Below are 18,603 nucleotides of genomic sequence, written 5' to 3' on the forward strand. Positions count from 1 at the left end.
TTTTCTTGTCTGACACCGACGGGGCCGTGGCGCCCGCCACCAGCCGGCGGATCGCCGCTCTGGCTTTCCCGGCACTCGGCGTGCTCGCCGCTGAACCTCTCTATCTTCTGTTCGACCTGGCCGTGGTCGGGCGTCTCGGCGCTCTGAGCCTGGCCGGGTTGGCGATCGGTGCACTGATCATGGGTGTGCTGAGCTCGCAGCTGACGTTCCTGTCCTACGGCACCACTGCGCGTGCGGCGCGATCCTACGGCCGCGGTGACCGTGCGGCCGCGGTCGCCGAGGGTGTGCAGGCGACGTGGCTGGCCGGTGCGATCGGGGCGGTCATCGTGGTCGCCGTGCAGATCTTCGCGGTTCCGCTGGTCACGGCGCTCGCCGCCGGCGGCGACATCGCGGCCGCGGCGCTGCCGTGGTTACGCATCGCGTCTCTGGCGGTCCCGGCCATCCTGGTGGCGGCCGCAGGCAACGGCTGGATGCGCGGCGTGCAGGACACTGCCCGCCCGCTGCGCTATGTCGTGATCGGGTTCGCGATCGCGGCGGTCCTGTGCCCGACACTCGTCTACGGGTGGTTCGGCGCACCGGCTCTCGGTCTCGCCGGCTCCGCGGTGGCCAACGTCGTCGGTCAGTGGCTCGCGGCGGCGCTGTTCCTGCGCGCGCTGCGTGTCGAGCGCGTGCCGATCCGTCCGCGCCGGGCGGTGCTCCGCGCCCAATTGGTGATGGGCCGCGACCTGGTGATCAGGACGATGGCGTTCCAGGCGTGCTTCATCTCGGCGGGCGCGGTGGCGGCGCGCTTCGGCGCTGCGGCCGTGGCAGCCCACCAGGTGGTGCTGCAGCTGTGGAGTTTCCTTGCGCTGGTGCTCGATTCGTTGGCGATCGCGGCGCAGTCGCTGGTGGGTGCCGCGCTGGGCGCGGGCAAGCTGCGGCACGCGCAATCGGTGGCCTGGCGGGTGACGGCGTTCTCCGCTCTGGCGGCCGGGGTGCTCGCCGCGCTCTTCGCGTTCGGCGCCTCGGCGCTGCCTGCTGTGTTCACTGACGATCGCGCGGTGCTCGACGAGATCAGCGTGCCTTGGTGGTTCTTGGTTGCACAGCTGCCGGTGGCTGGGCTGGTGTTCGCGCTCGACGGTGTACTGCTCGGCGCGGGCGATGCCCGGTTCATGCGCACGGCGACGGTGGCCAGCGCGCTGCTGGGGTTCTTGCCGCTGATCTGGTTGTCGCTGGTGTTCGGGTGGGGGTTGCTCGGGATCTGGTCGGGGCTGAGCACGTTCATGGTGTTGCGGCTGGTGTTCGTCGGCTGGCGCACGCTGTCGGGCCGCTGGCTGGTCCCCGGCTGACCTCCTGTTGTCCCGCGAGCGCGCGCGTCTGCACAGCGACGCGCCGCCTGCTCCGTACATCTGCGTGCGCTCGTCGAGCCGCGAGCGCTCGCGTACTTCCGGCTGCACCCGCGTGTCGGCGTACAGACCCGCGCTCTCGCCGAAGGACCGTCAGCGCACCTGGCTGCGGCCGCGCTCGATCACCGTCGCGCGGCTCGCCGCGATGTCGTCGCCGGACGCGCTCTTCATCCACTCCCGCGCCGACGCCGCCTCCAACCACAGCGGCCCGCTGGTCTGCGTGTCGTCGATCAGGTGGTAGGACCGCATCAACGCGCGCACGGCTTTCTGGTTGTTGCCGACGATCGACGTCGCGACCTGGCGTGCGGTCTCGAGAAGCTGATCGTGCGGCACGACCTGAGTGACCAGGCCGGTGCGCAGCGCCTCGTCGGCCGACAGGTAATCCCCGGTCATGCTCATCCGCCGCGCCATCCCGACACCCACCTTCTGCGGCAGCCGCACCGACAGCCCCCACGTCGGCAGCAGCCCGACACGGGCATGGGTGTCGGCGAAGCGTGCGTGCTCCGACGCGATCAGGATGTCGCAGTACAGCGCGATCTCCAGACCCCCGGTGACGGCCGCGCCGTTGATCGCCCCGATCACCGGCTTGGACATCGGCGGCCATTTGGGAGAGATGTCGGGCAGCTCGGTGGTGTCGCCGAGTTCCTTGAGGTCGAGCCCCGCGCAGAACACCGGGTCGGCGCCGGTGACGATCACGACGTCGACGTTGTCGTCGTTCTCCGCCTCGCGCAGCGCCGCGTAGAACCGGCTGCGCAGCTCCGCGGACAGCGCGTTGCGTGCCTCCGGCCGGTTGAGCGTCAGCGTGCGGATTCGGTCGCGCGTGTCGATGAGCAGAACGTCGGAGGCGTTGGTCATTCGCTCACCGTATCGGCACGTCGGCGTGCGCCTATGGTGGAGGGCATGTGCCGAAACATCACCGAACTACGCGGTCTGGAACCGGCGGCGACCGATGAGGAGGTCGAAGCTGCTGCGCGCCAGTACGTCCGCAAGGTCAGCGGCATCACCCGGCCGTCCGGCGCGAACGCCGAGGCATTCGAGTCCGCTGTGGCGGAGGTGACGGCGACCACGCGGCGTCTGCTCGCCGGGTTGCAGCCGCGCCGGCAACCGCCGAAAACCGTTCCACCGCTTCGCCGTCCCGAGGTGCGGGCCCGGCTCGCGCAGACGTGACAGCCACCCTGACCAGTCCTGCGCTCAAGGAGTGGAGCGCGGCGGTGCATGCTCTGCTCGACGGCAGGCAGACGGTCTTGCTGCGCAAAGGCGGCATTCACGAGAAGCGCTTCGACGTCGCCGCGGAGCGCTTCCTGCTCTTTCCGACGGTCGCACACAGCCACCTCGAACGGGTGCGTCCCGAACACCGCGATCTGCTCGAGCCGGCTGCCGCGGACAGCACCGAGGACGAGATCGTGGTGCGCGCCGGTGCCCACGTGGTCGCCGCGATCGAGGTCGTCCACCCGGAACACCTGAATGCCATTGCCACCGAACATATCTGGACGGCAGACTCCGTGCGCGAGGACCGTCTCGACTTCCGGCCGAGACATCGGCTGACCGTGCTCGTCGTGTCCGCCGCGGCGCTGGCCGAACCCGTGACGTTGCAGCGCACCCCCGACTACCGCGGCTGCACCAGCTGGGTGAATCTGCCGATCACGCCGCAGTGGGGCCCACCGGTTCACGACGACGCAACCTTGAACGACATCGCCGCACGCGTGCGCCGCTCAGTCGGCTGACGGCAGCACCAGCCGGGATCGGCCGTCCAGCGTCACCGTGTGCTTGGCTGTCGCCAATGACGTTGCCGTTGAGAGGCTTTCGCCGGTTCCCAGGTTGCGGACGAAGCGTGGATGCGATCCGCCGGCGATCAGGACCCGGATGCGTGAACCTGCCGGGAACACATGAGCCATCGCGTCGAGAGCGATTCGGACGCAGTCCACGTCGGGCACCGATGCGAGGTATCCGTCGCTGACATTGCGCGAACGACCCTGCGCGTCCACCTCGCTGATGCGCACGAACACGTCGTTGTAGGGGTTCGTACATCGGTGACCGAGCTCCACGAACGGCTCACCGATGACGCGAAGGTCCGCGGCCAGGGGAGTGCTGGTGAACGTGAGCACGTCGGCACGACGGGCCAGCGCGCTGTCGTCGCGGTAGCCGGCGGCGGGGGAGAGCAGCCGCCCGCCGATCGTCGGGGTGGGGTCGGAGGGGTTGAAGACGAAGGTGGCCTCCTCGCCCGGCGCAGGTGGCTGGTCGGCGAGGCGGTGGACCGGATGCAGATAGAACACCTGCTCGGTCGACGCGGGCGGCCAGTCCGGCAGGTCGTGCCAGCCCACCCCGTCGCCGGCGCCGCCGACATGGATGCGCACTGGTGATTCGCGGCGCAGTGGGGCGCCATCTGAATCGGCACCGAGGTGCGCGGCGAGCCAGTCCAACGATTCCCGCAGAGCGGTCGGCGCCGCGCTGGTCATCATGTGCGAATGGGTCCACGGGCCCACCGTCAGGCCGGTCGTCACGCGGCGCGAGCTCAGCTGTCGGTACTGCTCGAGCGTCTGCTCGAGGAACAGGTCCTGCCAGCCGCTGAACAGCAGCACCGGCACGTCGCTGCGCTTCAGCGCGCCGCCGAGGTGCAGACCCGTCCAGAACGGGTCCGTGCTCTCGGGGTGGTCGAGCCAGGATTCGAACCACCTCGCCCCGTCACCGAGCAGCGCCCTGCTGGACTCGCCGAGCGGAACGCCGAGCGACGCGGCGGTGACCTGCCGCTGCGCGCGGGCCTGCCGCACCAGCTGCCGCAGCCGATGACCGTCTTCCTGACGGCCGACGAGATCGCTCCAGCCCAGGAAGTCGTTGAGCGCGAACGATCCGGTGCCCCAGCGTGGCCCGGTGACGTCGTGCGGGCCGACGGTGATCACGGCGGCCTTCAGTTCGGGTGGCGGGTCGGCGAGCAGAGCCCACTGGGTCCACCCCAGATAGGACAGCCCGATGGTGCCGAACGTGCCGGTGAACCACGGTTGTTGGCGCAGCCAGACCACGGTGTCCGCGCCGTCGTCGACCTCGTGGACGAACGGGTCGAAGACGCCGCCGGAACCGAAGGTGCCGCGCACACTCTGCAGCAGCACGTGGTAGCCGCGCGCGGCGTACACCCGCCCGTAGAGCGCGGCGAACGGCCAGGCCCGGCCATACGGGCCGCGCACCAGCAGCGTGCCCGCGGGCGCGCCGGTGCGCGGGACATAGTGGTCGGCGACGAGTTCGACCCCGTCGCGCATCGGCACCCGCAGTCCGTGCTCGACGTCGACTTCGGTGCTCGGCGGGGGAAGGTGGAGCAGGCTGGACAGCCGGCTCGTCACGGCATGCTTGACGCTCACCTGCGCCAGGTTACGGAGTGCTCAGAACTTGTAGAACGGAGCCAGCTCGTGCGCCCGCTGCAGGTTGGTCTGCATGCAGTCCGGATCGGGCTCGGAGTAGATGGGCGAGTAGAACAGCGACTGCTGGATCACGCCATAGCTGGTCTTGAACGCGATCATGCAGGTGATCCACCACCGGTTGTTCCAGTCGGTGGGCTTCATGATCCAGTACTGCGCAGCGCGGTGGCCGTCGATGTCGAGCTCGACCGCGTCGGGCGGCAGCGTCTGCTCATAGGTGCGCCAGACGAACGCCTCGACGGCCATCTGATAGTTGCCGGCGTCGTAATGGCAGCGCAGAGCGTCCTCCGGGTCGGGCGGGGTGTAGGCGAGCCCGATGCGCTGGACGACGTCGAGTGGGATGTCCCGGCACGGATCGAACGGATCGGGGTTCACCGTCTCGATCACCGGCGATTTGATCGTCGTCATCGGGATGTCGGTGGAGCGCAGCTGAACCGCGCCCGGACCGGCCGTCGGATCCGGCTGTGCCTGCCACACCACCACCACGGCGGCGACGAGAGCACACAGTGCCGACAGCAGTCGCGCCTTCGCGAGCATCGCACCCCTCATGTCCTGATCCGGCCCCGTCCCTGCCCGGAGTGTAACGGCCGGCGACCGGCCGCACGGCAAGACCTTAGAACCTGTTCTAGTTGCCGGGCGGCGGGGGTGCGCGGGCCACCAGTAGGCTGACGGGTTGTGAACTCCGAGGATCGCCGCCCGACGCTGTGGGCGGTCAGCGATCTTCACACGGGGCACACCGGGAACAAGCCGGTCACCGAGTCCCTGCACCCCGCCTCGCCGGATGACTGGCTGATCGTCGCAGGTGACGTGGCTGAGCGCACCGACGAGATCCGGTGGGCGCTCGACCTGCTGCGCAAGCGGTTCGCGAAGGTGATCTGGGTGCCGGGGAATCACGAATTGTGGACCACGACGCGTGATCCGATGCAGATCTTCGGCAAGTCCCGCTACGACTACCTCGTCAGCATGTGCGACGAGATGGGTGTGATCACCCCCGAGCACCCGTTCCCGGTGTGGACCGACGAGGGCGGGCCGGCGACGATCGTGCCGATGTTCCTGCTCTACGACTACTCCTACCTACCGCAGGGGGCAGGCACGAAGGCCGAAGGTCTGGCGATCGCCAAGGACCGCAACGTCGTGGCCACCGACGAGTACCTGTTGTCGGCCGAGCCGTACTCCACGCGCGACGCGTGGTGCCGAGAGCGGGTCGCCTACACGCGTAAGCGGCTCGAGGACCTGGACTGGATGGACCAGACCGTGCAGGTCAACCACTTCCCGATGGTGCGTGAACCCTGCGACGCACTGTTCTATCCCGAATTCGCGATGTGGTGTGGCACCACCGCGACCGCCGACTGGCACACCCGCTACAACGCGGTGTGCTCGGTGTACGGGCACCTGCACATCCCGCGCACCACCTGGTACGACGGAGTGCGCTTCGAGGAGGTGTCGGTCGGTTACCCCCGCGAATGGCGGCGCCGCAGGCCGTACCGCTGGCTGCGTCAGATCCTGCCCGATCCGCAGTACAGCCCCGGTTATCTCAACGAGTTCGGTGGGCATTTCCAGATCACCCAGGAGATGCGAGATCATGCCGAGAAGATGCAGCAGCGCATCCGGGACCGGGCATGATCGCCGCACAGCTGCTCGCCGGGGTGCTGCCCGGCGACGTCGACGGCCTCGCGGCGGCCGAATTGTATTCGGACCCGCAGGAATTGGCTCCGCTGCCCGAGGAGGAGCCGCTGATCGCCAAGTCGGTGCCGAAGCGCCGCCGGGAGTTCATCAGCGCGCGCTACTGCGCTCGGCAGGCGCTCGTCGAGCTCGGCGCGGACCCCGCCCCGATCCTGAAGGGGGAGAAGGGCGAACCGCGCTGGCCCGACGGCTTCGTCGGCAGCCTCACCCACTGTGAGGGATTTCGCGGCGCCGCCGTCGGCCGCAGCGAGCAGGTCCGTTCGGTGGGTATCGACGCCGAACCCAACGGCGTGCTACCCGACGGTGTCTTCGACGCGATCAGCATCCCGGCCGAGCGTTCGGAACTGGGCGCTCTGCCCTCTGGTGTGCATTGGGACCGAGTGTTGTTCTGCGCCAAGGAGGCAACGTACAAGGCCTGGTTCCCGCTGACCCGGCGCTGGCTGGGTTTCGAGGACGCCCACATCACGTTCGACGTCGACGGATCGGGCGAGGCCGGCACGTTCACATCGGAGATCCTGATCGATCCCGAGGCGCTGAACGGTCCGCCGCTGACCTCGCTCACCGGTCGCTGGGCGGTGCAGAGCGGCATCACGCTGACCGCGATCGTGCTGTGAGTGCGCCGGGCCTGGTCATCGTCGACAAGCCGGCCGGGATGACGAGCCATGACGTGGTCGGCCGGTGTCGCCGGTTGTTCGGCACCCGCAAGGTGGGCCATGCGGGGACGCTCGATCCGATGGCGACCGGCGTGCTCGTCGTCGGTGTCGACCGGGCCACCAAGATCCTCGGCCTGCTGACTGCGGCCGACAAGTCCTACGACGCGACGATCCGACTGGGCCAGGCGACCACCACCGAAGACGCCGAAGGCGAACTGCTGCAATCGGTTTCGGCGGCCGAGGTGACCGACGAGCAGATCGAGGCGGCGATCGCGCCGCTGCGGGGCGCCATCGAGCAGATCCCGTCGGCGGTCAGCGCGATCAAGGTGGCCGGCAAGCGGGCGTATCAGATGGTGCGCGAGGGCGAGACGGTGGAGTTGGCGGCCCGCCCGGTCCTCATCGACCGCTTCGATGTGCGCGACGTCCGGCGGCAGGGCGACTTCGTCGACGTGGACGTGGTCGCGGACTGCTCCAGCGGCACGTACATCCGGGCGCTGGCGCGTGACGTCGGGACCGCGCTCGGGGTGGGCGGTCATCTCACTGCACTGCGGCGCACCCGGGTGGGGCGGTTCGGTCTCGACCACGCGCGCACGCTCGAGCAGCTCGCCGAGACGCCCTCGCTGAGTTACACCCTCGACGAGGCATGCCTACAGGCGTTCCCGCGCCGCGATCTCACCGAGGAGGAGGCGATCGACACCGGCCACGGCCGCCCGCTGGCAGCCGCCGGGATCGACGGCATCTATGCGGCGACGGCGCCGGACGGCCGGGTCATGGCTCTGCTGCGCGACGCCGGGCAGAAAACCGCATCGGTCGTCGTGATCCGGCCGGCCACGCTGTAGAACTGCTTCCCGTGAAGGACGACATCCTGTACTCGCCGGAGACGAGCGCGCTGCTGCTGGCGATGACGGCGCTGCAGTGCGTGCACGGCGCCGAACCGCGTGCAGCACTCGACCGGGCCTACGACATCTGGCGCCACCACGACCGCCGGTCGTACGAGTTCTCCGAACTGGTTGCGCTGGTGGAGGAGCTGTCGAGCCGATGATGCGAAATCACCTCAGGACCTGAACTTCTCAGGCGTAGAGCTTCTCGAACTTCTTCACCGAGGCGTCGATGTCGCCCTTGACCGCACGCGCGGCCGCAGCGCCGATCGGACCGAACAGCGGAGCGCCGCCGAGATCCATCCGCATCGTGAACGTGCAGCCGTCCGTGGTGTCGGCGACGCTCATCGCCAGCTTGTAGCGCGTGCCGCCGACGCCCTCGCCGCTGATCGCCAGCTTTTTCGGCGGATCGAATTCGCGGATCGTCCACGTCACCCGGTTGCGCATCCCCTTGGCGCCGGCGACCCCCACGATCGTCGTGCCGACCGCGAGCTCGTCCGGCAGATCCGAGCGCCAGCCCTGATGCATCACCATCCAGTCGCCGAGCGACGACAGGTCGGACACGTGGTGCCACGCCCTCTCGGCCGACATCGGCAACGACCGGGACAGTTCGAGTTTGGCCATCTGTTGTGCGCTCCTATGCAGTGACTGCAGTCACCCAGATCGCGTCCGCGGCTGGGCTCCCCAAATCGACGGTCATCTCATCCGGTCCGTCGCCGTCGTGCGGATTGTGCACGGCGACCGAGATCATTCCGGCGAAATCCCGGCGTGCCACCACGCGGATCTGCGAATCCAGGTTGATGCCGACGGAGTCGAAGTAACGCAGCATCTCCGGATCGGCGTCGGAGATCCGGGCGATCGTGCCCGCCTCACCGTTCTGGCACGCCGACAGCTGGCGGGCCGGTGGGGTCGGTACGCGGCCGTCGGCGGCGGGAATCGGGTCCCCGTGCGGGTCTCGCGTGGGGTATCCGAGCTTGGCGTCGATGCGGTCCAGCATCCGGTCGGAGACGGCGTGCTCGAGTACCTCGGCCTCGTCGTGCACTTCATCCCAGCCGTAGCCGAGCTCGCGCACCAGGAACGTCTCCATCAGCCGGTGCCGGCGGACCATGGCCAGCGCGGCCAGGCGTCCCGCGTCGGTGAGCGTCACCGCGCCGTACTTCTCGTGGTCGACCAGACCCTGGTCGGCGAGTTTGCGGATCGACTCCGACGCGGTACTCGCCGACACACCGATCCGCTCCGCGAGCAGCTTGGTGCTGACCTTCTCGTGGGACCACTCCTGGGCCGTCCAGATGACCTTCAGATAGTCCTGGGCCACCGTCGTCAACTCCGGCGGCTTGGCGTCAGGACTCATAAGTCCAAGAGTTTAGGCAAACATCACCTGATCCGGTGACGTCGCTTCGCCACTGTTCGAGCCTGCGTCGCCGGCACACCGTAGGCTTGCGGCGTGCAACGCTGGCGGGGTCAAGACGACATCCCCACCGATTGGGGCCGGTGCGTCGTCACCATCGGGGTGTTCGACGGTGTTCACCGGGGTCACCAGGAGTTGATCAACGGCGCGGTCAAGGCCGGCCGTGCCCGTGGGGTGCCCACGGTGCTGATGACATTCGATCCGCATCCGATGGAGGTCGTGTTCCCGGGCAGCCATCCCGCTCAGTTGACGACGCTGACCCGACGTGCCGAGCTCGTCGAGGAGATGGGCATCGACGTGTTCCTCGTCGTGCCGTTCACCGCCGACTTCATGAAGCTCACGCCTGAGCGCTACATCCACGAATTGCTGGTCGAGCGTCTTCACGTTGTCGAGGTCGTGGTGGGGGAGAACTTCACGTTCGGCAAGAAGGCCGCCGGCAACGTGGAGCTGCTCCGCAAGGCCGGTGAGCGGTTCGGGTTCGCGGTGGATTCGCTGAGCCTGGTCGCCGAACATCACCGCGACGAGACCGTCACCTTCTCCTCGACCTACATCCGGTCCTGCGTGGACGCCGGCGACATGGTGGCCGCAGCAGAGGCGCTGGGCCGCCCGCATCGCGTGGAAGGCGTGGTGGTGCGCGGCGACGGCCGGGGCCGGGGACTGGGCTTCCCGACCGCCAACGTCGCCCCACCCATGTATTCGGCCATTCCCGCCGACGGCGTCTACGCCGCCTGGTTCACCGTGCTGGGGCACGGGCCGGTCGTCGGCACCGTGACGCCGGGTGAGCGCTACCAGGCCGCGGTGTCGGTGGGCACCAACCCGACGTTCTCCGGGCGCACCCGCACGGTCGAGGCGTTCGTGCTCGACACCAGTGCCGATCTGTACGGGCAGCACGTCGCCGTCGACTTCGTCGCGCGGCTGCGGGGTCAGGAGAGGTTCGATTCAGTCGACGAGCTGATCACCGCGATGAACGCCGACACCGACCGCGCCCGCACGATCCTGTCCGCGCGCTGAGCGGATCGCGCGAGTTGGCGACTGCGTCCCTCGCGAATTGGCGACTGCGTCCCTGCGCGAATTGGCGACTGCGTCGCGGGCGCTGCTAGACTCCTCGCCGACCTGGCGCGCGCTGCAGTTCGCGGTGGCCGCGCCCTAGATTCTCACTCGCGGACCGAATCGATGGAGTTGTTTCGTGGCGCTCACTGCCGAACAGAAGAAGGAAATCCTGGGCCAGTACGGCCTGCACGACACCGACACGGGGTCGCCGGAAGCCCAGGTCGCTCTGCTGACCAAGCGGATCTCCGATCTCACCGAGCATCTCAAGCAGCACAAGCACGACCACCACTCGCGCCGCGGCCTGCTGCTGCTCGTCGGCCGTCGTCGCCGGCTGCTCAAGTACGTGGCCCAGGTCGACGTCGCGCGCTACCGCTCGTTGATCGAGCGCCTCGGCCTGCGTCGCTGACGCGCTAACGTCACACGGGTGGCGACACCCGATTACGTCCTGGGAAGCGACGACGCCGAGATCGAACGCCTGCAGGGGCAGGCCGCGATCATCGCCGAGCCGACCGAGGTGCTGTTCCGGCGCGGCGGCCTGCGCGCAGGCATGCGCGTTCTCGATCTCGGCAGCGGTCCCGGTGACGTGTCGTTCCTCGTCGCCGGCATCGTCGGCAGCGAGGGTTCCGTCGTGGGCCTCGAACAGGATCCGGCCCAGCTCGCGGTCGCCGAGCGGCGTCGCGACCAGCTCGGCCTGCACAACGTCACCTTCGCTCAGGGCGACGCCCGCACCTTCGCCGGCGACGAACCGTTCGACGCGGTGGTCTGCCGGCTGCTGCTGATGCACCTGCCCGATGCCGCCGACGTGCTGGCCCACCACCGGCGCAATCTGCGTCCCGGCGGGGTGTTCGTCGCCGTCGACTACGACATGACCGGCGCCCGCGCGCTGCCCGAGGTCGACCTGTTCACCCGCGTCGGAGGCTGGATACACGCAGGTTTCGGCCACGCCCAGGCCGATCCGAGCGTCGGCATGCGGTTCCCGATCCTGTTCGACCAGGCCGGTTACGCCGATGTCGGCACGCTGGGCCTGCAGGTGTACTTCCCGCCGCAGGCCCGTCAGGCGGCCGGTCATGTCGTCGGCGTCGTGCGAGCCCTCGAAGACGCGATCATCGCCTCCGGCGTCGTGACCGCGGACGAATTGGACGTCACGACGCTGGAGGAACGCCTGGCCGCAGCGATCGAGGACCGGGGCGCGGTCTGGACCATGCCGACCATCGTGGGTGGCTGGGGCAGGCGCGCCTGATCGCGTCGTTTTTCTTCCGACAGCGGCCGCAGAGTACGATGGCCTGGTTCGGCCCTGGTTTCATCGAGTCGGACACCTGGGTGCGGTCATCGCAGACCCGCGAGTGCCGTTCCCGCACGTCGCATCGCCGACCCGCTCGATCGCGCGGTCTTCGGTAGTGGCTGCCGGATACGAAAGCCGGCAGCTTCGATCGATGGCCGTAGCCGCATCGAAAGCGGTGGTTGACGCGCTGTGACGACGCAAAACAGCGAATTGACCCAGAGAGGCCGTACGGACGTCCATGTCTGTAGTTGAAATCGAAGACGGTGTGTTCGAATCCACCGCCACCATCGACAACGGGAGCTTCGGCACCCGCACCATCCGGTTCGAGACCGGTCGGCTGGCCCAGCAGGCCGCCGGCGCCGTCGTCGCCTACCTCGACGACGAGACCATGCTGCTCAGTGCCACCACCGCCAGCAAGGCGCCCAAGGAGCACTTCGACTTCTTCCCGCTCACCATCGACGTCGAGGAGCGGATGTATGCCGCGGGTCGCATCCCCGGCTCGTTCTTCCGCCGTGAGGGTCGTCCGTCGACCGACGCGATCCTGACCTGCCGTCTGATCGACCGGCCGCTGCGCCCGTCGTTCGTCAGCGGACTGCGCAACGAGATCCAGGTCGTGGTCACGGTGCTGAGCCTGGATCCCAAGGACCTGTACGACGTGTTGGCGATCAACGCCGCGTCGGCATCGACGCAGATCTCCGGTCTGCCGTTCTCCGGCCCGGTCGGCGGCGTGCGCGTCGCGCTGATCGACGGCCAGTGGGTGGCGTTCCCGACCGTCGAGCAACTCGAGCGCGCCGTGTTCGACATGGTGGTCGCGGGGCGCAAGGTCGAGGATGACGTCGCGATCATGATGGTCGAGGCCGAAGCGACCGAGAACGTCATCGAGCTGGTCGCCGGCGGTGCAGGTGCACCGACCGAGACCGTCGTGGCCGAGGGCCTCGAGGCGGCCAAGCCGTTCATCGCGGTGCTGTGCGACGCGCAGGCCGAGCTGGCCGGCTCGGCCGGCAAGGAGACCGCCGAGTACCCGCTGTTCCCCGACTACGGCGACGACGTGTACTACTCGGTCGCCTCGGTTGCCACCGACGCCCTCTCCGAGGCGCTGACCATCGCCGGGAAGAACGAGCGCAACGACCGCACCGACGAGATCAAGGTCGAGGTGCTGCAGCGGCTGGCCGAGCAGTACGCCGGCCGCGAGAAGGAGATCGGCGCCGCGTTCCGCTCGCTCACCAAAAAGCTTGTGCGCCAGCGCATCCTGACCGATCACTTCCGCATCGACGGCCGCGGTGTCACCGACATCCGTGCGCTCTCGGCCGAGGTCGCGGTCATCCCGCGCGCCCACGGCAGCGCGCTGTTCGAGCGCGGCGAAACCCAGATCATGGGTGTCACCACGCTGGACATGGTCAAGATGGCCCAGCAGATCGACTCGCTGGGGCCCGAGACCTCCAAGCGCTACATGCACCACTACAACTTCCCGCCGTTCTCGACCGGTGAGACCGGCCGCGTCGGCTCGCCCAAGCGCCGCGAGATCGGCCACGGTGCGCTCGCCGAGCGTGCCCTGGTGCCGGTGCTGCCGAGCGTCGAGGAGTTCCCCTACGCGATCCGCCAGGTGTCGGAAGCGTTGGGCTCCAACGGGTCCACCTCGATGGGCTCGGTGTGTGCCTCGACCCTGTCGCTGCTCAACGCCGGTGTGCCGCTGAAGGCGCCGGTCGCGGGTATCGCGATGGGCCTCGTCTCCGACGACGTCGAAGTGGACGGCAAGACCGAACGCCGCTTCGTCACGCTGACCGACATCCTCGGCGCCGAAGACGCGTTCGGCGACATGGACTTCAAGTGCGCAGGCACCAAGGACTTCGTCACCGCTCTGCAGCTCGACACCAAGCTCGACGGCATCCCGTCGCAGGTGCTGGCCGGTGCCCTGGCCCAGGCCAAGGACGCCCGGATCACGATTCTCGAGGTGATGGCCGAGGCCATCGACGCCCCCGACGAGATGAGCCCGTACGCCCCGCGGATCACCACGATCAAGGTGCCGGTCGACAAGATCGGTGAGGTCATCGGACCCAAGGGCAAGATGATCAACTCGATCACCGAGGAGACCGGCGCATCGATCTCCATCGAGGACGACGGCACGGTGTTCGTGGGCGCGTCCAACGGCGAGGCGGCGCAGGCGGCGATCGACAAGATCAATGCCATTGCCAACCCGCAGTTGCCCAAGATCGGCGAGCGGTTCCTCGGAACCGTGGTCAAGACAACCGATTTCGGTGCGTTCGTGTCGCTGCTGCCGGGCCGTGACGGGCTGGTGCACATCAGCAAGCTCGGCCGCGGCAAGCGGATCAACAAGGTCGAGGATGTCGTCAAGGTCGGCGACAAGCTGCGCGTGGAGATCGCCGACATCGACAACCGCGGCAAGATCTCGCTGGTTCTCGTCGCTGAGGAGACCACCGAAGCTGCCGGTACGGAAGCGCCGGAGGCCGCACCCGCCGATGCCGCGACCGCCAGCAGCTAGCACGCCGGCACTGCGCCGGGGGCACGGCAGCGGCGACGCGGTCGACAAGTCGACGGCGATCCGTCGGACGGATCTGCCCGGTGGCCTGCGTGTGGTCACCGAGCACATCCCGCACGTGCACTCGGCGTCGGTCGGTGTCTGGGTCAACGTCGGATCGCGTGACGAGGGCCGCAGCGTGGCCGGTGCCGCGCACTTCCTCGAGCACCTGCTGTTCAAGGCGACCCCGACCCGCACCGCCGTACAGATCGCGCAGGCCGTCGACGCCGTCGGGGGGGAGCTGAACGCGTTCACCTCGCGCGAGCACACGTGCTACTACGCACACGTGCTCGACACCGATCTCGCGCTGGCTGTCGACCTGGTCGCGGACGTGGTGCTGCGGGGGCAGTGCTTCGCCGACGACGTGGAAGTCGAACGCGACGTCGTGCTGGAAGAGATCGCGATGCGCGACGACGATCCCGAGGACACCCTCGGCGACGTCTTCTTGTCGGCGATGTTCGGCGATCATCCGGTGGGCCGGCCTGTGATCGGCAGCGTCGAGTCGATCTCGACGATGACTCGTGCGCAGCTGCACTCCTTCCACCTCCGCCGTTACACGCCCGACCGCATGGTGGTGGCGGTGGCCGGGAACATCGATCACCGCGAGGTGGTCGCGCTGGTGCGTGAGCATTTCGGCGGCCGGCTGGTGCGTGGCCGCTCGCCGGTGCAACCTCGTAAAGGCGCGGGACGCGTCGGCGGCCGGCCGACACTGCAGGTGATCAAGCGAGACGCCGAACAGACCCACCTGTCGCTGGGGGTGCGCACGCCGGGCCGGCACTGGGATCACCGCTGGGCGTTGTCGGTGCTCAACACCGCACTCGGCGGTGGGCTCAGTTCCCGTCTCTTTCAACAGATTCGGGAGACCCGGGGGCTCGCGTACTCGGTGTACTCGACGGTGGACACGTTCGCCGACACCGGCGCGCTGTCGATCTATGCGGGGTGCCTGCCCGAGCGATTCGACGAAGTCGTGCGGGTGACCACCGACGTACTCGACGAGGTCGCACGCGACGGCATCACCGCCGACGAGTGTCGCATCGCCAAGGGTTCCCTGCGCGGCGGACTGGTGCTGGGACTGGAGGACTCGGGTTCGCGCATGAACCGGCTGGGACGCAGCGAGCTGAACTACGGGCAACATCGCACCATCGCCGAGACGTTGGCCCGCATCGACGAGGTCACCCTGGACGACGTCAATTCCGTTGCCCGACAACTACTCACCCGTCCCTTCGGGGCGGCCGTACTGGGTCCGGTACGGGGCCGTCGGTCGCTGCCGCGGCCACTGCAGACGATTCCGAGATGAGCGTCTCGCGGCGCGGACTCCTGATCGGCGGGCTGTCGCTGGCCGGTCTCCTCGGCTGCTCGCGGCCGACCGTGTCGGCTGACCCCGCCGAGCCGCTGCCGCCGGTCGGGGACCGGATTGCCGCGCTCGGTCGCCGACACAACGCCCGGATCGGCGTGTATGCCGCCGATCTCGGCTCGGATCGCACCGTGGAGCTCGGTGCCGACGACACGTTCGCGATGTGTTCCACGTTCAAGGCGTATGCATCAGCGGCGGTGCTGCAGCGCGCACAGCAGGGTCGGCTGCAGCTGACCGATGCGATCGCGGTGCAACGCGGCGATATTCGCGAGCATTCGCCGGTGACCGAGCCGCGCGTGGGCTCGACGATGACACTGGCGGAACTGTGTCAGGCGGCGCTGCAGCAGAGCGACAACGCCGCAGGCAATCTGCTGTTGCGCACCTTGGGCGGGCCGCCGGCGATCACCGCGTTCGCTCGCAGCGTCGGCGACGAGCGCACGCGGCTGGATCGCTGGGAGACCGAGCTGAACACCGCGATACCCGGCGATCCACGCGACACCAGCACGCCTCGCGCACTGGGCGTCGGCTTCCGGGCCGTACTGATCGGTGACGTTCTCGACGCGGCGCACCGTCAGATGCTCGAGGACTGGATGCGGGCCAACCAGACGTCGAGCATGCGGGCGGGCCTGCCGGACGGGTGGGCGACCGCGGACAAGACCGGTAGCGGGGGATACGGCACCACCAATGACGTGGGCGTCGCCTATGGGACGCAGGGGCAGCGGTGGCTGCTGTCGATCATGACCCGTTCCGCCACCGACGATCCCGACGCCGAGAGCCTGCGGCCGCTCGTCGGGGAGATCGCCGCGGCAGTGGCGCCGGAGCTATCCCAGCCGGCGTGAATTGTCGCGGTGCAGCACGAAGAAGTACGGCCTGCGGATGCCGCGCAGATCCATGGCGCCCAGCACGCTCTCCTCGCCGAGCCGCCGGAACACGTCGTTGATGGGCAACTGGTCGTAGATCATCGTCGCGGTGTCCACTCCTCGGTAGCGCGTGGTGCGCAGCCGCGCCTTCGGTCCCCGCGCGGCGAGCACCGGTCGCAACGCGGCGATGACACCGGAGAGGTTGCGCTGCTTGAGCGCCGGGATCTTAATGGCGATGCCGAGCCCGGCGAATGCGGGCAGCGGGTTCAGCGGCCACAACCCGGCGCCGTCGCGGGTGGGGAACAGCAGTGGGTGCACCGTTTCGCTGTCGGTGTACTGCTTGCCCCACCAGCCGCTGGCCTCGAGCATGCCGTCGAGGGGGTGGCCGGTCGGGACCTCGGCGCCGTGCCAGGTGCCGAGCATGAATTCGGTCTCGACGGCAGGCAGTGAGTCGAACAGCGCGAGCGCGTCGGACGTGGTCGTCGGGGCGCCGGGGAGGACGTCGGACAGAACAGACATGCCGGCATTCTACTTGACACCCGTCAAGTAGGGCAGACTGTGGGCATGTCCGAGTGCCCGTGCGGGCGCGGCGTGGCCGCGCAGCAGTGCTGCCTGCCGTTGCTCAAGGGTGAGCGGCAGGCGCAGACGGCGGAGGAGTTGATGCGCTCGCGCTACACGGCGTTCGCCGTCGGGGATGCCGAGTACCTCTGGCGTACCTAGCATCCGCGGACGCGGCCGGAGCGGGTGACGATCGATCCGGCCGTGCAGTGGACCGGACTCCAGATCCTGGACACCGGTACCGATACCGACACCGACACCGTCGAGTTCCGAGCGACCTACCGGGAAGGCCAACGAACCGGGACGCTGCATGAGCGGTCCCGGTTCGCTGTGAGAGCCCGTCGCTGGTTCTACATCGACGGGGAGGTGTCGTGACGGAGCGTCAGGCCAGCAGGCCGGCCGGATCGGTGAACGGCAGACCCAGATCGGTGGCGACCTGCTCGGAGAGCAGCGCCCCGTCGTGCGTCGAGAGTCCCTTGGCCAGAGCGGCATCGGAGCGGCACGCCTCGCGCCAACCCTTGCCGGCCAGCTTGAGCACATACGGCATGGTCGCGTTGGTGAGCGCGTAGGTCGAGGTGCGCGGCACCGCACCGGGCATGTTGGCCACGCAGTAGAACACGGTGTCATGCACCGCGAACGTGGGATCGTCATGTGTGGTGGGCCGCGAATCCTCGAAGCAGCCGCCCTGGTCGATGGCGATGTCCACCAGTACCGCACCCGACTTCATCGCTGCCACAGTCGAATTCGTGACGAGCTTGGGCGCCTTCGCGCCGGGGATCAGCACGGCGCCGATCACCAGATCGGCCTCGGTGACCGCGGCCTCGAGGTCGAGGCTCGAGGAGTAGCGGGTCTCGATCGCGCCGCCGTACTCCGCATCGATCTTGCGCAGGATGTTGATGTTCAGGTCGAACACCGTCACGTGAGCGCCCATGCCCCAGGCCACGGCTGCGGCGTTGTCACCGGCCATGCCGCCGCCGATCACGACGACCTTGGCCGGAGCCACGCCGGGAACGCCGCCCATCAGAACGCCGCGCCCACCTTGCGTGCGCATCAGGTGGTACGCGCCGACCTGCGCCGAGAGCCGGCCGGCAACCTCGCTCATCGGGGCCAGCAGGGGCAGAGCGCCGTCGGCGGTCTGCACGGTCTCGTAGGCGATGGAGGTGGTCTTGGACGCGAGGAGGGCGTCGGTGCACGGCTTGGAGGCGGCCAGGTGCAGGTAGGTGAAGAGCGTCTGCCCGGCCCGCATCTTGGCGTACTCCGGCTCGATGGGTTCTTTGACCTTCAGGAGCAGTTCCGCTTCACCCCAGACCGTGTCCGCATCGGCGACGATCTGCGCGCCGGCGGCCTTGAAGTCGCCGTCGGTGATCGCCGAGCCGTCGCCGGCGCCGGACTGGACCATGACCTCGTGGCCACGCTGGGTCAGCTCGGCCACTCCTGCCGGCGTGATCGCGACCCGGTACTCGTTGTTCTTGATCTCGGTCGGCACACCGACGCGCATTTTCGCTCCTGAAATCGGGGGGAAGTTCCCTCAAGTGTGAAGAAGCCTCGA

The 18,603-nt window shown here is 68.6% G+C and carries 20 protein-coding genes and 1 pseudogene; 14 read left to right on the plus strand and 7 right to left on the minus strand.

Annotated features, from left to right (window positions below):
• Positions 1 to 5 precede the first annotated feature (5 nt).
• Complete coding sequence (locus ACXYX3_RS09690; RefSeq protein ID WP_458611545.1) at positions 6 to 1,328, plus strand: MATE family efflux transporter; 1,323 nt, start codon at positions 6 to 8, stop codon at positions 1,326 to 1,328.
• Positions 1,329 to 1,478: 150 nt separating this feature from the next.
• Here the strand turns inward: ACXYX3_RS09690 and ACXYX3_RS09695 are convergent, their stop codons facing one another.
• Positions 1,479 to 2,240, minus strand: a complete 762-nt coding sequence (locus tag ACXYX3_RS09695; protein WP_458611546.1) for an enoyl-CoA hydratase — start codon at positions 2,238 to 2,240, stop codon at positions 1,479 to 1,481.
• A gap of 45 nt (positions 2,241 to 2,285) precedes the next feature.
• Between ACXYX3_RS09695 and ACXYX3_RS09700 the strand changes: the two genes are divergently transcribed.
• Positions 2,286 to 2,552 (plus strand): DUF2277 domain-containing protein, encoded by a 267-nt coding sequence (locus tag ACXYX3_RS09700; protein WP_241207123.1) that lies wholly within the window; start codon positions 2,286 to 2,288, stop codon positions 2,550 to 2,552.
• Positions 2,549 to 3,109, plus strand: a complete 561-nt coding sequence (locus ACXYX3_RS09705) for a DUF1802 family protein (protein WP_458611547.1) — start codon at positions 2,549 to 2,551, stop codon at positions 3,107 to 3,109. The genes ACXYX3_RS09700 and ACXYX3_RS09705 overlap by 4 nt, the downstream gene beginning before the upstream one ends.
• Here the strand turns inward: ACXYX3_RS09705 and ACXYX3_RS09710 are convergent.
• Positions 3,098 to 4,735 carry a CocE/NonD family hydrolase gene (locus ACXYX3_RS09710; RefSeq protein ID WP_458611548.1) on the minus strand — a complete coding sequence of 546 codons (1,638 nt, stop codon included), beginning with the start codon at positions 4,733 to 4,735 and terminating at the stop codon, positions 3,098 to 3,100. The genes ACXYX3_RS09705 and ACXYX3_RS09710 overlap by 12 nt on opposite strands.
• Before the next feature lie 21 nt (positions 4,736 to 4,756).
• A complete protein-coding gene (locus ACXYX3_RS09715) occupies positions 4,757 to 5,329 on the minus strand; it encodes a DUF3558 domain-containing protein (RefSeq protein WP_241207219.1) in 573 nt (190 codons plus the stop codon).
• 138 nt (positions 5,330 to 5,467) lie between these two features.
• Here ACXYX3_RS09715 and ACXYX3_RS09720 point away from each other — a divergent pair, with 138 nt between their 5' ends.
• From ACXYX3_RS09720 to ACXYX3_RS09735, 4 genes are read left to right on the plus strand one after another with little or no spacing between them, the layout of a single operon-like run.
• Positions 5,468 to 6,415 (plus strand): metallophosphoesterase family protein, encoded by a 948-nt coding sequence (locus ACXYX3_RS09720; RefSeq protein WP_241207126.1) that lies wholly within the window; start codon positions 5,468 to 5,470, stop codon positions 6,413 to 6,415.
• Positions 6,412 to 7,089 (plus strand): 4'-phosphopantetheinyl transferase PptT, encoded by a 678-nt coding sequence (gene pptT / locus ACXYX3_RS09725; RefSeq protein WP_458611549.1) that lies wholly within the window; start codon positions 6,412 to 6,414, stop codon positions 7,087 to 7,089. The genes ACXYX3_RS09720 and pptT overlap by 4 nt, the downstream gene beginning before the upstream one ends.
• Positions 7,086 to 7,967 carry a tRNA pseudouridine(55) synthase TruB gene (gene truB / locus ACXYX3_RS09730; protein WP_458611550.1) on the plus strand — a complete coding sequence of 294 codons (882 nt, stop codon included), beginning with the start codon at positions 7,086 to 7,088 and terminating at the stop codon, positions 7,965 to 7,967. Before pptT ends, truB begins: the two co-directional genes overlap by 4 nt.
• 11 nt (positions 7,968 to 7,978) lie before the next feature.
• Positions 7,979 to 8,170, plus strand: coding sequence for a hypothetical protein (locus tag ACXYX3_RS09735; RefSeq protein ID WP_458611551.1), 192 nt, complete (start codon positions 7,979 to 7,981; stop codon positions 8,168 to 8,170).
• A gap of 28 nt (positions 8,171 to 8,198) precedes the next feature.
• Here ACXYX3_RS09735 and ACXYX3_RS09740 read toward each other — a convergent pair whose 3' ends face one another.
• Positions 8,199 to 8,630 (minus strand): type II toxin-antitoxin system Rv0910 family toxin, encoded by a 432-nt coding sequence (locus ACXYX3_RS09740; RefSeq protein WP_458611552.1) that lies wholly within the window; start codon positions 8,628 to 8,630, stop codon positions 8,199 to 8,201.
• A 13-nt stretch (positions 8,631 to 8,643) separates the two neighbouring features.
• Positions 8,644 to 9,357, minus strand: a complete 714-nt coding sequence (mntR, locus tag ACXYX3_RS09745; protein WP_458611553.1) for a manganese-binding transcriptional regulator MntR — start codon at positions 9,355 to 9,357, stop codon at positions 8,644 to 8,646.
• 93 nt (positions 9,358 to 9,450) lie between these two features.
• Here mntR and ACXYX3_RS09750 point away from each other — a divergent pair, with 93 nt between their 5' ends.
• The 6 genes from ACXYX3_RS09750 to bla all read left to right on the plus strand — a co-directional run bounded on the left by ACXYX3_RS09750 (position 9,451) and on the right by bla (position 16,475).
• The gene (locus ACXYX3_RS09750) at positions 9,451 to 10,425 is read left to right on the plus strand and encodes a bifunctional riboflavin kinase/FAD synthetase (protein ID WP_241207132.1); all 975 of its coding nucleotides are present in this window, start codon (positions 9,451 to 9,453) and stop codon (positions 10,423 to 10,425) included.
• Between the two features lie 175 nt (positions 10,426 to 10,600).
• The gene (gene rpsO / locus ACXYX3_RS09755; RefSeq protein ID WP_060999682.1) at positions 10,601 to 10,870 is read left to right on the plus strand and encodes a 30S ribosomal protein S15; all 270 of its coding nucleotides are present in this window, start codon (positions 10,601 to 10,603) and stop codon (positions 10,868 to 10,870) included.
• An 18-nt stretch (positions 10,871 to 10,888) separates the two neighbouring features.
• Positions 10,889 to 11,704 (plus strand): class I SAM-dependent methyltransferase, encoded by an 816-nt coding sequence (locus tag ACXYX3_RS09760; RefSeq protein ID WP_241207133.1) that lies wholly within the window; start codon positions 10,889 to 10,891, stop codon positions 11,702 to 11,704.
• Positions 11,705 to 11,984: 280 nt separating this feature from the next.
• Positions 11,985 to 14,246, plus strand: coding sequence for a polyribonucleotide nucleotidyltransferase (locus ACXYX3_RS09765; RefSeq protein ID WP_241207134.1), 2,262 nt, complete (start codon positions 11,985 to 11,987; stop codon positions 14,244 to 14,246).
• Positions 14,224 to 15,579 (plus strand): M16 family metallopeptidase, encoded by a 1,356-nt coding sequence (locus tag ACXYX3_RS09770; RefSeq protein WP_458611554.1) that lies wholly within the window; start codon positions 14,224 to 14,226, stop codon positions 15,577 to 15,579. The genes ACXYX3_RS09765 and ACXYX3_RS09770 overlap by 23 nt, the downstream gene beginning before the upstream one ends.
• Positions 15,576 to 16,475 carry a class A beta-lactamase gene (gene bla / locus ACXYX3_RS09775; protein WP_458611555.1) on the plus strand — a complete coding sequence of 300 codons (900 nt, stop codon included), beginning with the start codon at positions 15,576 to 15,578 and terminating at the stop codon, positions 16,473 to 16,475. The genes ACXYX3_RS09770 and bla overlap by 4 nt, the downstream gene beginning before the upstream one ends.
• Here bla and ACXYX3_RS09780 read toward each other — a convergent pair.
• A complete protein-coding gene (locus tag ACXYX3_RS09780) occupies positions 16,458 to 17,015 on the minus strand; it encodes a DUF4334 domain-containing protein (RefSeq protein WP_458611556.1) in 558 nt (185 codons plus the stop codon). The genes bla and ACXYX3_RS09780 overlap by 18 nt on opposite strands.
• Before the next feature lie 45 nt (positions 17,016 to 17,060).
• Here ACXYX3_RS09780 and ACXYX3_RS09785 point away from each other — a divergent pair.
• A pseudogene (locus ACXYX3_RS09785) lies at positions 17,061 to 17,429 on the plus strand (YchJ family protein).
• 7 nt (positions 17,430 to 17,436) lie between these two features.
• Here ACXYX3_RS09785 and ald read toward each other — a convergent pair.
• Positions 17,437 to 18,552 (minus strand): alanine dehydrogenase, encoded by a 1,116-nt coding sequence (ald, locus tag ACXYX3_RS09790; protein WP_241207139.1) that lies wholly within the window; start codon positions 18,550 to 18,552, stop codon positions 17,437 to 17,439.
• Positions 18,553 to 18,603: the final 51 nt, after the last annotated feature.

It is taken from the genome of Mycobacterium sp. Panama NTM2, from assembly GCF_054355555.1.

Coding starts and splice junctions, on each gene's coding strand:
- ACXYX3_RS09695 (WP_458611546.1), bottom strand. CDS start 2,240: ATGACCAACGCCTCCGACGTTCTGCTCATCGACACGCGCGACCGAATC.
- ACXYX3_RS09700 (WP_241207123.1), top strand. CDS start 2,286: ATGTGCCGAAACATCACCGAACTACGCGGTCTGGAACCGGCGGCGACC.
- ACXYX3_RS09715 (WP_241207219.1), bottom strand. CDS start 5,329: ATGCTCGCGAAGGCGCGACTGCTGTCGGCACTGTGTGCTCTCGTCGCC.
- pptT (WP_458611549.1), top strand. CDS start 6,412: ATGATCGCCGCACAGCTGCTCGCCGGGGTGCTGCCCGGCGACGTCGAC.
- ACXYX3_RS09740 (WP_458611552.1), bottom strand. CDS start 8,630: ATGGCCAAACTCGAACTGTCCCGGTCGTTGCCGATGTCGGCCGAGAGG.
- mntR (WP_458611553.1), bottom strand. CDS start 9,357: ATGAGTCCTGACGCCAAGCCGCCGGAGTTGACGACGGTGGCCCAGGAC.
- ACXYX3_RS09765 (WP_241207134.1), top strand. CDS start 11,985: ATGTCTGTAGTTGAAATCGAAGACGGTGTGTTCGAATCCACCGCCACC.
- ACXYX3_RS09770 (WP_458611554.1), top strand. CDS start 14,224: ATGCCGCGACCGCCAGCAGCTAGCACGCCGGCACTGCGCCGGGGGCAC.
- bla (WP_458611555.1), top strand. CDS start 15,576: ATGAGCGTCTCGCGGCGCGGACTCCTGATCGGCGGGCTGTCGCTGGCC.
- ACXYX3_RS09780 (WP_458611556.1), bottom strand. CDS start 17,015: ATGTCTGTTCTGTCCGACGTCCTCCCCGGCGCCCCGACGACCACGTCC.
- ald (WP_241207139.1), bottom strand. CDS start 18,552: ATGCGCGTCGGTGTGCCGACCGAGATCAAGAACAACGAGTACCGGGTC.